The sequence below is a fragment of the Acinetobacter bereziniae LMG 1003 = CIP 70.12 genome (genome assembly GCF_000368925.1).
Classification (GTDB): Bacteria; Pseudomonadota; Gammaproteobacteria; order Pseudomonadales; family Moraxellaceae; genus Acinetobacter; species Acinetobacter bereziniae.
Genome location: NZ_KB849755.1, coordinates 1,732,570 through 1,746,317, shown reverse-complemented (window position 1 = coordinate 1,746,317; position 13,748 = coordinate 1,732,570). Strand labels below are relative to the sequence as shown.

The window sequence follows — 13,748 nt, the reverse complement described above, 5'->3', positions numbered from 1 at the left end:
CTGAGGGGATTAGACCAATTAATTGCATGGCGAGGTAAGCCAAAGCGTATCCGTAGTGATAATGGACCCGAGTATGTTAGTGATTTAATGCAAGCATGGTGTACTCAACATGGAATTGAGCATGTATTTACCCAACCTGGTCATCCACAACAGAATGCTTATGTCGATCGCTTCAACAGGACGGTGAGATATGAATGTTTGAATCAATATTTATTTCGAGAGCTTGAAGAAGTTGAAGACTATACAACAATATGGCAACACTTTTATAATCATGAACGACCACATATGTCAGTTGATGGTAAACCACCTTAATTTAAACAGTGATAAGGACTTTGGCTTTTCTACTTATTAAATCAATTAAAAATGGGAGTATTACCCCAATAATTTTAGATAAAGTTATAAAAAATATCGAAAAATTCGGATATGTGAATAATGAAGTAGCCAAAAACAGTCGACACTTTGAAGTGATTTCATATGGCGGAACAGTAAAGAAAATCTATTTTTTTGATGGTGTCAGTGATACACCAGAGCTCTTCTCTGAAATTTATGCAGCGAATCCTAAATTCAATAAAATCAAAAGTATTCGATTAAATCTGAGTGCAGGGTATAATGGAAATAGATTTGAAAAAATCAATATAGATACTACTATTCCTATAAGTCTTGTTTCATCATTAAACATAGTTGATGAAAAGAAAGCGAAAAAAGTATATACATCACTAATGAATCAGCATCTTTTAAATATCAAAAACAATGTGAATGTATATTGTAATTTTTTAGTGACGACTAGAGTAAATGTTCAAGATTATTGGTTGGAATTTAATACTGAACGCATAAAAAATAATACCTATTTTAATATTTATCAGAGTAAAGAAGTGCCTGAGAAGTGTGATTTATGAAATTATTTACTTGGCTGATTTGTTTGATCCCTTTACTTACATCTTGTGATGATTATAAGAAATCTGATTGTGATCATGATTGTACACCAAGAGAGCTATCTACGCCATATTATAATTTACCCTTATATAGTAAGCTGGATTTGCAAAGTGTAACAGTTGCTAGCTTAAAGGATTATTTAATTAAAATTGAAATCGTAAAAGTTGAAAAATTAAAAAATTACGATGAAAATGATATTGATAATTCAAAATATATCCAGTTAGAGGAGTCCTCAATGTTAATTGTAAATCCATCACAAAACCCTGGTAAGCTAAAATCTATTGATTATTTATTTCCAAATTGTAATAAAATTTCAAAAAATGATTTAAATAATATTCTGAAGCTTTCAAATTTTTTAATAACTGAAAAATATGATATAAACTCTTTGTTTAATTTTGCATTTGAAAAAGATGAAATTTCAACAAATCAAGTCAAGCTTAAGACACATACTATAGTTGAAGCATCATGCGATCCAATTGACTCTTCTGGTCAATTCCATATCTATCGAGAATAAGCTATATTAGCAACACCAAAATAGATAATATATAACATGTCAAATTTACAACAACTTTTTGTTCAAACTCAAGAAAACTACGAATTGATCCCTGATTTCATTGATCAACTTTTAGCATCAGAAATTTATTGTCTAGCGACGCAGGACAAAGACAAGAACGTTGAATTCCGCATTTTGGAAACACCAGAAGGTGATCAAGCCATTCCATTTTTTATTGAACTTGAAACCATTCAAAATGATATTGGTGTAGATGTTGAATATATTGCTTTGAATACTCGTCAGTTTTTTGAAATGACTAAAGGGGCAACCTTAGTATTGAACCCAACCTCAGCATTATCAAAAGAATTCCAACCCGAAGAGATCAAAGCTATTTTAGAAATTGATCAAATAGACTCTAATAATTTAAGCATTTAATTTTTCGAGTACTTCATCAATTTTTTTCAAACGCTTAATTTCATCCCACAATGCCTTGGCTTCGGGGTAATGCTTAGACATCATTCCAAGCCATTGTTTATAACGCCCAACCATATTCATTTCTTTTTTATAGGTGCCGTTCAAAAAACGAATCTGTAAATTTAATAATTCTGACCATGTAATCAGCGGCTCATCTGTATTTTTACGGATGCATTGTGTTAAGTCTGGTGTCGTGACTGCACCACGCCCGATCATTAAATCTTCGCACCCTGATTCAAGTTGGCATTGCTTGGCATCGGCATTGGTCCAAATTTCACCGTTGGCAATCACATTGATTTTAATGGCTTCACGAATAGGTTGAAGTTGATCCCAAAAAGCAGGTGGCGTATAACCGTCCGCTTTGGTTCGAGCGTGTACTGTAAGCCATGAAGCGCCAGCATCTTCTATGGCATGCGCATTTTCAAGGGTAAAGTTTCGATCCATGTAACCCAAACGCATTTTGGCAGAAACTGGAATGTGTTGTGGAACAGCATCACGTACTGCTTTAACCAACTCATGTACAACCTCAGGCTCATCGAGAAGTACGGAACCTCCTCGATGACGGTTGACTGTTTTTGCAGGGCAACCAAAATTCATATCGATGGCAGGTGCGCCCAGTTCGGCAGCACGTACGGCATTGGCAGCCAACATTTCAGGATTATTTCCTAGAAACTGTACATGTACAGGTGTTCCAGCAGCAGTTTTCCCTTCATTTTTGAGCTCTGGGCAGTAGCTATGGTAAATATGATCAGGTAGGACAGAGTCTGTTACACGGATAAACTCAGTCACGCACCAGTCGAAACTACCGACATGCGTTAAAACATCACGCATGATGGGGTCAGTTAAGCCTTCCATGGGAGCAAGAATGAGTTTCACAGTGGAGTTACCCGATCAGATAAAACAGCGTTATACGCATTTTTGAAATAGATGTCTACTCATACAAATATAATCTGGCAGCGCTTGTCAATTTGAGGAGGCATTGTTAATTTGGAAAGATTGAGAAATTCATCTATAGGGTTTTAAGCTTGAAGTTTTGTATAGAAAGCTTAATTTTTAACTTAAGAATAATATTACTCATCTAATTCATATAAAACGATTTTTTCCGCTTCTGTGTCAATATATTTATTTAACAATACAAAAACCGCATACTCTCGCGAAGTGCTCTGTTTATCAACGATGCAAAATCATTTCTAAAACGAATTTAGAACCAATAAATCCAATTGCCAGTAAGAAGAATCCAATCATGGTAAAGCGAATGGCTTTTTGACCACGCCAACCAAACTTATAGTGACCGATTAACAATGCACCATATACAAACCAAGACACAATACTAAAAACTGTTTTATGCGCTAAGTGTTGGGCAAAGAAATCATCAATAGTAAAGAAACCAAAACATAAGGCTACCGTGAGTAGAACAAAGCCTGTGATTAACATATCAAAAAGTAAAGATTCCATTGCTTGATAGGCGGGAAGGAAATTCACCCAAATACGTTTTTTCTGTTTCTTTTTTAATTCACGATTTTGAAACCAAATCAGTACAGCTTGTATGGTTGCCATGAGTAAAACTGCATAGGCGGATAAGGACAAGATGATATGAATGTCTAATCCTAAAGAGTGCTGTTCGATGAATTGATCGGGTTTACTAAAGCCAAAACCTAAAATCAATCCAAAAGCAGCAACGGGAATCCCAATCAAATTGAGTGAAAGTACAGGTCGATAGGTGCTGTACAACATACTTAAAAGTAACATTAATGCGGAGGTAAACGACATCAAATTAAAGACGTCATAATTAATCCCTAGTGGTGTAAGTATATCGTTATGCAGTACACTTGCATGTAATATCAGCCCTAAACCTGACACGATGCCAATAAACCAAGGGTTTGCAGGACGTTTAGACATTAAGTGCATAAACAAATACCAAAACGAAGAGGTATAGGCAATTAATGCTAAAATCGTATAAACCAAGGGTAGGCTAATCATGTCAAACCTTTTTCAGGATGATGAATATTCATGCTATATGATATAAATTCTATGTGAACTACAGTATCCTATAGCATCTTGAGCATAAATTTTCTATTTTAAGAAAGATTTTTTTGCTACTAGCTATTTTAAGCGGATTTTGCAATGTTTGATACCTTAACAGAACGACTCACGCAGAGTCTCAGAAATGTTACTGGCTCTGGGCAGCTAACCGAAGATAATATTAAAGATACCTTACGTGAAGTGCGTATGGCACTTCTTGAAGCCGATGTTGCTTTGCCTGTAACTCGTGAGTTTATTGCGAAAGTTAAGGAAGAAGCATTGGGACAAGAGGTGATGACCCAGCTTTCACCAGGTCAGGCTTTCGTTAAAATTGTTTATGATGAACTCACCAAAATGATGGGTGAGGCGAATGAAAGCCTAGATTTAGCTGCTAAACCACCAGTTGTGATTCTTTTAGCAGGTTTGCAAGGTGCTGGTAAAACCACCACTGCTGCAAAACTTGGACGTTTCTTAAAAGAACGTCAAAAGAAAAAAGTCGCCATGGTTTCTGCCGACGTTTATCGCCCTGCCGCAATTAAACAGCTTCAAACGGTTGCTGGTGAAGTTGGTGTTGATTTTATTGAGTCAGATGCTGCTGAAGATCCAATTAAAATCGTACAGCGTGCCATCGGGCAAGCCAAAATTAATTTTAACGATGTTTTGATTGTCGATACCGCAGGTCGTTTACATGTCGATGATGACATGATGGACGAGATCAAAGCATTACATGCAGCAGTTGCACCAACAGAAACACTGTTTGTTGTCGATGCAATGACAGGTCAAGATGCTGCAAATACAGCCAAAGCCTTTAATGATGCATTGCCACTTACAGGGGTCATTCTGACTAAAACTGATGGTGATGCGCGTGGTGGTGCAGCGCTTTCAGTACGTGCAATTACAGGTAAGCCAATCAAATTCTTAGGTATGGGTGAAAAACTCGATGCCTTAGAACCATTCCACCCAGAGCGTGTTGCACAACGTATCTTAGGTATGGGTGATGTGCTTTCTCTTGTCGAAGAAGTTGAACGTAAAATCGACAAAGAAAAAGCCGAGAAGATGGCGAAAAAATTGCAGAAAGGCGGAAACTTCAATTTTGAAGATATGCTGATGCAATTTGAACAAATGAACAAAATGGGCGGAATGATGGGCTTCTTAGATAAGTTGCCTGGCATGAGTAATTCAGGGATACAAGACGCGATTGCACAAGCAAACCCTGAAAAACAAGTGAAAAAAATGGAAGCGATTATTCAATCGATGACCATTAAAGAACGCCGCAACCCTGATTTGATGAATCCAAGCCGTAAAAAGCGTATCGCTGCTGGGTGTGGTATGGATGTTGTTGAAGTGAATAAACTGATTAAACAACATGCACAAATGGCGAAAATGATGAAAAAATTCGCCAATCCATCGGGTATGGCAAAAATGATGCGTTCTTTGAGTGGAATGCAAAAGCAATTTGGTGGCGGTGGTGGTATGGGACCACTATTTGGAAATAATGATAAGAAGTAAGTCTCTATTTCCTCTATAAAAAGCGCCTTAGGGCGCTTTTTTGTTAACTAAAAACAACATACTTCTCCTTATTCTTTAGATATTCTGATGTAATTACTTAGATAAAATTTAAATTTCTGATAAGAAAAGGTCTATGAAAAGAGTCTTGATCGTACACGGTTATCATGCTTCTTCAGAGGATCATTGGTATCCATGGCTTAAATTACAAATACTTGCGACGGGAAATGAGTGTGAAATTGTGCAATTGGAGCAGGCAGATCATCCTCAATATGAAGTTTGGAAACATAATCTGGTACAACAGATTAAAACACTAAATGAAGATGTGATTATTGTTGCTCATGGTCTAGGTTGTGTTGCAAGCTTAGCTTTTCTTTCTAGTGAATTACTTGGAAGAAAATTAGGTGCATTGTTTTTAGTGGCTGGATTCAATCAAAATTTACCGACATTGCCAGAGCTTAATTTATTTTTAAATAGCGCCCGTATTGATGATGCTTTGCTTCGATTAAACATCGTTCATCGTTTTATATTTTTTTCCAACAATGATCCTTTTGTTCCAGCACCATTCAGTATTCAACTAGGGCATTTGTTGAATACTCAAATGATTGAAGTGAAAGGTGCAGGGCATTTTATGGTAACGGATGGTTTTAATACGCTTACGATCCTCTGGGAAAAGCTGGTTATTTTACTCAACTCGGAACCCTAAGCGCAGGCTGTGGAGTGATATTTTTAAAATTTACTGGCTCATAAACAAAATAAATCACTGATGAATAGATCTCTTTCATAAAACAAAAAATGATCATGTTGAACGAATCACATAGGTACTGAAAGTGCCATCTCTTGAAGGTAGATGGCTATGACGAGGTGAATTTATGTTGATTTATAGTTTTAAACAGGACTGATGAAAGAAGCCAAATGTAGTATATGGTATGTAAATAAAAATAGATAATTAGAGGATTAGCTCTATGAAATTATATTCAAGTCCTTTTTCTGGTCATGGGCATAGGATTGAACAATTTCTAAGGTTCTTAGATATTCCTTTTGAATATGTCGATGCTCAAGCTGATTTCAGGGCTACTGAGGCTTTTTTAGATTTGAATCCTTTAGGTCAAATTCCAGTTCTTGTGGATGATAGTTTAATTTTATCTGATAGTTGCGCTATTCTCGTTTATCTTGCAAAAGTTTATGCTCCTAATAGTCATTGGTTACCTGATGACCCATCACAAATTGCTCAAATACAAAGATGGTTATCAATTGCATCGGGTGAAATAAAATATGGTTGTGCTATTTCTCGGATGGTAAAACTATGGGGTGGTGATTGGGATTTAGCACAAGCTCAACGAATCGCGCATCGCATTTTACATTTTATGGATCTGCATTTGGTCAAGTGTACATGGCTTGCAACTGATCAAGTAACTATCGCTGATATTGCTTGTTATGCATATGTAGCTCATGCACCAGAAGGTAACATTTCATTAGAGGATTATAAAAATGTACAACGGTGGATTAATGCTTTTGAAGCATTGCCAAAATTTAAGGCAATGCCTAAATTCGCAATTTAAGACTATTTTATGATTGTCTGTCGATCTATATAAAACTGTAAGCCTTTGAGTAATAAATCTGTTTCAATGCGAGGTTGATACTTCTCAAGGAACTGAGCAAACAGATAAGCATCACCGCCCGTTAAAATCAGCTTTCGAGGTTGTTGTTCAAGCACTTTTTCAATCGTGCTTAATAAACCCAAGAAAATCCCATGATGGACAGCATCTATGGTGTTGCGACCAGGGCTTAACTCTGAAAATGCAGCATCGGGAATTTTAATTCCTTTGGTTTTTTGAATCAAAGAGTCTCGCTGTAAATAGAGATTAGGAAGAATATAACCGCCTAAATGTTGAAAACCTTGTGTTAAATCAATAGTTAATGCTGTTCCACAACTAATCACACATAAGTCTTCTTCAGCTTTCGCAACCGCTAAAACTTGTAACCATCGATCAATTCCGAGCTGTTCAATATGGTCATAGCCACAACGTAAGCCAGCATATTCTGCATGGACTTTGGCAAAAGTGACCGGAATATCCAGTAACTTCAAAATCTGGATAATACGTTCATTGTTCTTTTTATCTTGAACAGATGAAATGCCGATGCTGTCTAAACTTAAACTACGAAAATGTTGAATTAAACCAAGTAATAAATCCGCAGGAGATTGCAAGTGCAATTCGGCTGCTTGCTCGATGATTTGGTCATTTTCAGTGATCCAATATTTTAGCCGGGTATTTCCAATATCTAACCAAAGTGCTTTCATTAACAGAACTCGTATGGGGGATACAATGAGGAGTCGCTTTAGATTGAATCCTCATGCTTTATAAATCAAATGTTTCAATAAGATCAAGCAGACATAAACTTATGACTCCGCTAAACGTAAACGTCCTTGGTATACACTGACTAAGCCTTGAGGTGTCACTAAATTGAGTGCGCCATCGTCCGAAATCCCTTTAAAAATCCCATTGATTGAATTATGGACTTGTTCAAAATGTACCGCTTGATCCATAAACGCAGCATAATGATTGAATCGTGCAGCAAGGTTATAACAACCATGATCAAACCATTGCCCAGCTTGTTGAATCGCCAAATACATTTCAGAAATGATTTGAATGCGGTTCGGGAACTGGAGACCTAATTGCATTACTGAGGTGGCTTGTTGAGTAATCTCTTGCTCGGAAACCGGAAATAGATTGATACCAATTCCAACAATTGCTTGATGCGGCGAGATCGGTTCAACCAAAATACCGCCCCATTTACCTTGAGCACTATAGAGATCATTGGGCCACTTAATTTGTAATCCAGTTAAGCCCTTTAGTGACGGCATTTGTAAGATATTTAAGGCAATTTCTAAGGCTAAACGCCCATCTAAGGGTGTTCGAGTTTCAAGCAATGTGCTTAAATAAATATTGCCGGCTGGGGAAACCCATTCCCGTTGGTGCTGACCTCGCCCTTGAGTCTGAGTTTCACTACAGACCAAAACCGTCTTGACGCCACTAAGCGCAATCTCACGTACATCATCATTGGTTGATGTTGTTGTCTGTTTTAAAAGCAGCACTTCGGGGAGCTGATGTGCTTGTGTAAGCAGTTGTCTAAGATGACGAGTCTCTAAATCCATGTTGAATCTGAGAAGAGTGAAGGAACATTTATGGAGTTAATCATATATTTAGGTATTGGTGCAATCGCTGGATTCGCCGCTGGTTTATTTGGTGTTGGTGGTGGCTTAATTATTGTACCTATTCTTTATGTGGTGTTTACCAAAATGGGCTATGATCCATCGGTCATCATGCACATGGCATTAGGAACTTCGCTGGCGACAATTATTGTTACCTCTATTAGCTCTGTCACTGCACATCATAAAAAGGGCGCAGTGCTTTGGAATGTTTTTAAAAATCTCGCACCAGGTTTAGTACTTGGCTCATTCATTGGTGCTGGAATCGCGGACATTTTATCTGGGCAACATTTACAGCTGATTATCGGTGCCTTTGCACTTTGGGTGGCATTTAAAATGTTTAAAGGGGCAAATGTTCAGGTCGATGAATCTAAACAATTGCCTTCTGCACCCAAACAAATGCTTGCTGGTGGCGGAATTGGGATTGCTTCCGCAATATTTGGTATTGGTGGTGGAAGTCTGACAGTACCTTATTTAAATAAAAATGGTGTGGTCATGCAGAAAGCCGTAGCGACTTCAGCGGCTTGTGGTTTACCGATTGCAATAGCAGGGGCATTAGGTTTTATGTTCTTCGGTGCACAGGAGCAGACTGAGATTAAGAATGCGATTGGTTATGTGCACATCTATGCGTTCATTGGGATTAGTGTGATGAGTTTTATCACGGCTAAACTAGGAGCAAGAGTTGCCCATGCACTTTCACCTGCAATGTTAAAAAAATGTTTTGCATGTCTACTCACATTGGTTGGTCTTTATTTTATTTATCAAGGTTTTATGAGGTAGTCTGTTGCTTGATATCCGATCAATAGCACTTCTCCCTCAAGCAAAGTTGACTTAAAATGCATTAAAATTGTCGGACAATGTCATGGTTTATTTTGAATTAAATCAGGTAAAACTAAAATAATGACAATTGACATTGTCCAAGAATAATAAACCGAGATAGGAACGATATGCATTTGGAAGAAGTGGACAGCCTTTCAGAACAAATTGCCAAACATATTAGCGAACAAATCATTAGTGGCGAATTGGTTGAAGGTGAACGTATACAAGAACTACGTATTGCCAAAGAACTGGATGTCAGTCGTGGCTCGGTACGCGAAGCCCTTTTGCTTTTAGAAAGAACGCATCTAATTGAAATTTACCCACGCCGTGGAGCAATCGTATCTGAAATGTCCGCACAACAAGTGCGAGCATTGTTTGATACCAGTGCTTTATTATTGGGACAGATTGTGCAACGGATGAGTGAAACATGGCGCAATCATGAAGCTGATGCAATTCAACACATGATGAATCATTTGGTTGAACAGGTAAAACAAGGCAATACAGAAAAATTTTATGATGGTATTTTCCAATTTCTCTCTGCTCAGCAAGATATGGTGGGTAATCCATATCTAATGAAGTTTTATCGTGAACTGTTACCATCACTACGTAGAAGTTATTTTTTAACCTTAAATACTTCAAGACGCGAGCTTCAAGAAGCATTAGAATTACTTAAGTTGGTGATTGATGCAATTTTAATCCGAAAATCACAACAAGCTACTTTATTTATGGAAGATTTTTGTCGACACTTGCGTAATCTCGTGTTGGAATCTCTGACACGGATGAAACAAATTGAACTCGCTTGGGCGCGGAGATCGCGTCGGTAGTAACTAGGACATTATGCGTTTAAGCAGCTTAAAACTTTCAGGCTTCAAATCGTTTGCCGATAGTACAACATTACAATTCAAAGATAACCGTACCGCGGTCGTAGGTCCAAATGGTTGTGGTAAATCCAATGTGATTGATGCCATTCGTTGGGTCATGGGGGAATCCAGTGCACGCCAGTTACGTGGTGGCAGTATGCAGGATGTTATTTTTACTGGAACGGCAAAGCGAAAGCCTGTCGGTATGGCAAGTGTAGAATTACGCTTTGAAAATACCTATGGCAAGCTTGGCGGTGCGTATAATGCTTATACGGAATTAGCCGTTCGTCGTCAGGTCAATCGCGACGGTAAATCTGAATATTTTCTCAATGGAACCAAATGTCGTCGTCGTGATATTACCGATATTTTTCTGGGCACAGGTTTAGGACCGCGTTCATATGCAATCATTGAACAAGGGATGATCAATCGTTTGGTCGATGCCAAACCAGAAGAAATGCGTGTTTTTATTGAGGAAGCTGCGGGTGTTTCTCGTTATCAAGCGCGTCGTCGTGAGACATTGCAACATTTAGAGCACACCACCCAAAATTTAGATCGTCTAGAAGATATTGCCTCAGAACTCAAATCACAATTAAAAACATTAAAGCGCCAGTCTGAAACTGCGGTTCAATATAAGACCCTGGAAACTGAGATCCGTACCCTCAAGATTGAAATTCTTTCATTTCAGTGTGAACGTAGTTCTCGTTTGCAAGAACAATATACGATTGAAATGAACGAACTGGGTGAACATTTCAAATTGGTTCGTTCCGATATGAGTACCTTGGAACATGATCTCACCTCTACCAATGAACTGTTTCAGCGTTTAATTCAACAATCGACGCCATTGCAAAATGAATGGCAACAGGCAGAGAAAAAACTGTCTGAGTTGAAAATGACCTTGGAGCAAAAACAAAGTCTGTTTCAACAAAATTCAGAAGCTTTGGGCAGTTTTGAGCAACAAAAAGCGCAAACCAAAGAAAAAATTCAATTGATGGAGTTGCAATTAGAAACGTTGCATAGTCAATTGGATCAACAAGCTGAACAGTTAAAACAATCTGAGTCTGAAACTCAACAAGGGACACAAGCATTTAGTGATTTAAAAGCACAGCAGTTGCAAGCACAACAACACTATGAACAGGTTAAAGTTCAAGTTGAAAAGCAACAGCAGCAAAAAGCTCAGATGCAAGCACAGGTTGAGCAACTTGCCAAAAATGTCGCACGTATTGAGCAGCAAAAAGAAACCTTAAAAACTCAGGCAAGTCAGATCCAAAGCCAATTTCAGACTGAAGATTTAGTACAACTCGAACAAGACAAAGCTGTAGCGCAAGCAAGTATTTTGCAATTAGAGCAGAGTATTGCTGAAACTAAAATGCAATTAGAACAATTGCAAGAACAAATCAACCAGCAAAAAACGCTGATATCGAGTTTGAAATCTGAATTACACGTTTTGCAGTCAGAACAGAAAAATTTAAATCAGCTCATTGCAAAGCATGCGGTCAAAACAGATATCCATGCAGTGCAATTGATGCAGGTTTTGCAGTTAAATGATCAGGGTAAAGCACATGCCAATTTGATCGAAAAATTCTTAGCCAAGTGGTTATCAGCAGAAGTTTTAGATCAAAGTGCAGATTTTGCTGACAGTTCAGCACGTCAGCTTAAAGCATTACAAGGATTAGAAAAAATCCAGTTGTCAGGTCTGGTTTGTTTAGCGGACTGGATTGAGTCACCGCAGTATTCATTATGGAATCATGTGGCGATTGCTGAAAATAAGGCGCAAGCACTGACAGTTCAATCACAGCTCAAGACAGGACAAAGTATATTAACCTTGGACGGTTATCATGTCGGTCAAGACTGGATGATTGGTCTGTTCTTTGATGAATCCAGTCAAGCAGCTCAGGGTGCATTAAGCCATCGTATTCGTATTGAAGAAATTGAGCATCAGCTTGCCGATCTACAGCCTAAACTGATAGATGCTGAACATGCTTTGCCTCAACTCAGCCAAAGTTTTGCTGAGTTGCAAAAACATATTCAAATAGATCAAGATGCACTCAAGCAAGAGCAAACGCGAGTACAACAGTTTGATGTACAAATTGCCAAACAGCAAAGCGCCTCCCAAGCATTTGAACTACATAAAGTCCAGCTGAATAATCAGTTGCAACAACTGGATGAGCAACTTGAAGAAGATGCAATGCAAAAAGATGATCTTGAGATCGATATGCATTCGGTCATTCTCAAACTTGAGCAAAATCTTCCAGAATTTAAGGCACTGCAATACAAGTTGGATGAGTTAAATGAGCAAGTAGAAGAACAACAGCAGCAATTACAACTTAAACAGCAGGACTTTGAAACGACCCGTCGTTTGGCTGAGCAAAATAAACAGCAGATTGAATTATTAGACAAAGATCTGTCTTTTTCTAAAACTCAATATCAACAAATTATTGCTCAAATGGAACAAGCGAAGAAATTTGTTGATCCTATTCAGTTGGAGTTACCAAGCCTAGAGTCGCAATATGCTGAGCAAGCACAGCAAACTGAAAAGTTGCAGAAAACTTGGAGTGAGTGGCAAGTTGAGTTGAACAATATTCAGTCAAAACAACAGCAGCTTACTGAAATGCGTCATTTGCACCAACAGAACGATGAACAATTGCGTAGCAAGCTAGAAGAACGTCGTTTGGCTTGGCAATCGGCAAAATCGGATTTACAGCATTATTCTGATCAATTGAAAGAAATGAATGCTGAAATTAAGCAAGGTGTCTTGATAGATTTGCCTGTACACCAAGAGAAGTTTGAAAAAGCACAACGTCAGTTTGAAAAACTAGGCGCGGTTAACCTTGCAGCTTCAGAAGAATATGAGGAAGTGTCCAAGCGTTTTGAAGATTTAAGCCATCAAATGCAGGACTTGGAAAATACCGTTGGGCAATTAAAAGATGCCATGAAAACAATTGACCAAGAAACCAAAAAACTGTTTATGGGAACTTTTGATCAAGTTAATTCAGAGCTGAAAGTTTTATTCCCTAAAGTTTTTAATGGTGGTGAAGCGAGTTTAAGCCTTGAAGACGATTGGCAGTCTGGCGTAAAGTTAATGGCGCGTCCACCAGGCAAGAAAAACAGTTCTTTGGCATTATTGTCAGGTGGCGAAAAAGCTTTAACAGCACTGGCATTGGTGTTTGCGATTTTCCGATTAAATCCTGCACCATTCTGTGTTTTGGATGAAGTTGATGCACCTTTAGACGATGCCAATGTAGGACGCTTTTGTAATTTGGTAAAAGAGCTTTCTGATCAAGTGCAATTCATTTACATTACACATAATAAAGTTGCAATGACGATGGCAACCGATTTGCTGGGGGTGACGATGCCTGAACCAGGCACTTCAAAACTCGTCACTGTGAATTTGGAAGAGGCAAGAGAGTACGGTTTAGCCGCGGAGTCGTAG

At 38.2% G+C, this 13,748-nt stretch carries 14 protein-coding genes; 10 read left to right on the top strand and 4 right to left on the bottom strand.

All coding sequences use genetic code 11. The features are described from left to right. From F938_RS09935 to F938_RS09920, 4 genes are all read left to right on the top strand, one after another. Window positions 1-312 (top strand): integrase core domain-containing protein (locus F938_RS09935; RefSeq protein ID WP_034715073.1); only part of this gene is annotated, 312 nt, incomplete at its 5' end. Window positions 313-332: 20 nt separating this feature from the next. Then, complete coding sequence (locus F938_RS09930) at window positions 333-896, top strand: hypothetical protein (RefSeq protein WP_010590854.1); 564 nt, start codon at window positions 333-335, stop codon at window positions 894-896. Next, entirely contained in the window at window positions 893-1,447 is a 555-nt protein-coding gene (locus tag F938_RS09925; RefSeq protein WP_005031187.1) for a hypothetical protein, read from the top strand. Before F938_RS09930 ends, F938_RS09925 begins: the two co-directional genes overlap by 4 nt. 36 nt (window positions 1,448-1,483) lie before the next feature. Then, a complete protein-coding gene (locus F938_RS09920; RefSeq protein ID WP_004830305.1) occupies window positions 1,484-1,861 on the top strand; it encodes an SseB family protein in 378 nt (125 codons plus the stop codon). Here F938_RS09920 and F938_RS09915 read toward each other — a convergent pair. Further along, complete coding sequence (locus tag F938_RS09915; protein WP_010590853.1) at window positions 1,850-2,776, bottom strand: tRNA dihydrouridine synthase; 927 nt, start codon at window positions 2,774-2,776, stop codon at window positions 1,850-1,852. The two genes, F938_RS09920 and F938_RS09915, sit on opposite strands and share 12 nt — an antisense overlap. Before the next feature lie 294 nt (window positions 2,777-3,070). Beyond that, window positions 3,071-3,880 (bottom strand): cytochrome C assembly family protein, encoded by an 810-nt coding sequence (locus F938_RS09910; protein WP_004830303.1) that lies wholly within the window; start codon window positions 3,878-3,880, stop codon window positions 3,071-3,073. Between the two features lie 144 nt (window positions 3,881-4,024). On the opposite strand from F938_RS09910, the gene ffh reads away from it, so the two are divergent. The 3 genes from ffh (at window position 4,025) to F938_RS09895 (ending at window position 6,990) form a co-directional block, all read left to right on the top strand. After that, complete coding sequence (ffh, locus tag F938_RS09905; RefSeq protein WP_004830302.1) at window positions 4,025-5,431, top strand: signal recognition particle protein; 1,407 nt, start codon at window positions 4,025-4,027, stop codon at window positions 5,429-5,431. Between the two features lie 133 nt (window positions 5,432-5,564). Then, entirely contained in the window at window positions 5,565-6,134 is a 570-nt protein-coding gene (locus F938_RS09900; protein ID WP_004830301.1) for an RBBP9/YdeN family alpha/beta hydrolase, read from the top strand. Window positions 6,135-6,393: 259 nt separating this feature from the next. After that, window positions 6,394-6,990 carry a glutathione S-transferase family protein gene (locus F938_RS09895; protein ID WP_004830300.1) on the top strand — a complete coding sequence of 199 codons (597 nt, stop codon included), beginning with the start codon at window positions 6,394-6,396 and terminating at the stop codon, window positions 6,988-6,990. 2 nt (window positions 6,991-6,992) lie between these two features. On the opposite strand, the gene F938_RS09890 is transcribed toward F938_RS09895, so the two are convergent. Further along, window positions 6,993-7,730, bottom strand: coding sequence for a type III pantothenate kinase (locus tag F938_RS09890; protein WP_004830299.1), 738 nt, complete (start codon window positions 7,728-7,730; stop codon window positions 6,993-6,995). A 99-nt stretch (window positions 7,731-7,829) separates the two neighbouring features. Then, complete coding sequence (locus F938_RS09885; RefSeq protein WP_005031186.1) at window positions 7,830-8,585, bottom strand: biotin--[acetyl-CoA-carboxylase] ligase; 756 nt, start codon at window positions 8,583-8,585, stop codon at window positions 7,830-7,832. Between the two features lie 30 nt (window positions 8,586-8,615). Between F938_RS09885 and F938_RS09880 the strand changes: the two genes are divergently transcribed. The 3 genes from F938_RS09880 to smc all read left to right on the top strand — a co-directional run bounded on the left by F938_RS09880 (window position 8,616) and on the right by smc (window position 13,748). Then, window positions 8,616-9,419 carry a sulfite exporter TauE/SafE family protein gene (locus tag F938_RS09880; RefSeq protein WP_005031185.1) on the top strand — a complete coding sequence of 268 codons (804 nt, stop codon included), beginning with the start codon at window positions 8,616-8,618 and terminating at the stop codon, window positions 9,417-9,419. A 167-nt stretch (window positions 9,420-9,586) separates the two neighbouring features. After that, the gene (locus F938_RS09875; protein WP_005031184.1) at window positions 9,587-10,282 is read left to right on the top strand and encodes a GntR family transcriptional regulator; all 696 of its coding nucleotides are present in this window, start codon (window positions 9,587-9,589) and stop codon (window positions 10,280-10,282) included. A gap of 13 nt (window positions 10,283-10,295) precedes the next feature. After that, window positions 10,296-13,748, top strand: a complete 3,453-nt coding sequence (gene smc / locus F938_RS09870; protein WP_005031183.1) for a chromosome segregation protein SMC — start codon at window positions 10,296-10,298, stop codon at window positions 13,746-13,748.

Coding starts and splice junctions, on each gene's coding strand:
- F938_RS09925 (WP_005031187.1), top strand. CDS start 893: ATGAAATTATTTACTTGGCTGATTTGTTTGATCCCTTTACTTACATCT.
- F938_RS09920 (WP_004830305.1), top strand. CDS start 1,484: ATGTCAAATTTACAACAACTTTTTGTTCAAACTCAAGAAAACTACGAA.
- F938_RS09910 (WP_004830303.1), bottom strand. CDS start 3,880: ATGATTAGCCTACCCTTGGTTTATACGATTTTAGCATTAATTGCCTAT.
- ffh (WP_004830302.1), top strand. CDS start 4,025: ATGTTTGATACCTTAACAGAACGACTCACGCAGAGTCTCAGAAATGTT.
- F938_RS09900 (WP_004830301.1), top strand. CDS start 5,565: ATGAAAAGAGTCTTGATCGTACACGGTTATCATGCTTCTTCAGAGGAT.
- F938_RS09895 (WP_004830300.1), top strand. CDS start 6,394: ATGAAATTATATTCAAGTCCTTTTTCTGGTCATGGGCATAGGATTGAA.
- F938_RS09890 (WP_004830299.1), bottom strand. CDS start 7,730: ATGAAAGCACTTTGGTTAGATATTGGAAATACCCGGCTAAAATATTGG.
- F938_RS09885 (WP_005031186.1), bottom strand. CDS start 8,585: ATGGATTTAGAGACTCGTCATCTTAGACAACTGCTTACACAAGCACAT.
- F938_RS09880 (WP_005031185.1), top strand. CDS start 8,616: ATGGAGTTAATCATATATTTAGGTATTGGTGCAATCGCTGGATTCGCC.
- F938_RS09875 (WP_005031184.1), top strand. CDS start 9,587: ATGCATTTGGAAGAAGTGGACAGCCTTTCAGAACAAATTGCCAAACAT.
- smc (WP_005031183.1), top strand. CDS start 10,296: ATGCGTTTAAGCAGCTTAAAACTTTCAGGCTTCAAATCGTTTGCCGAT.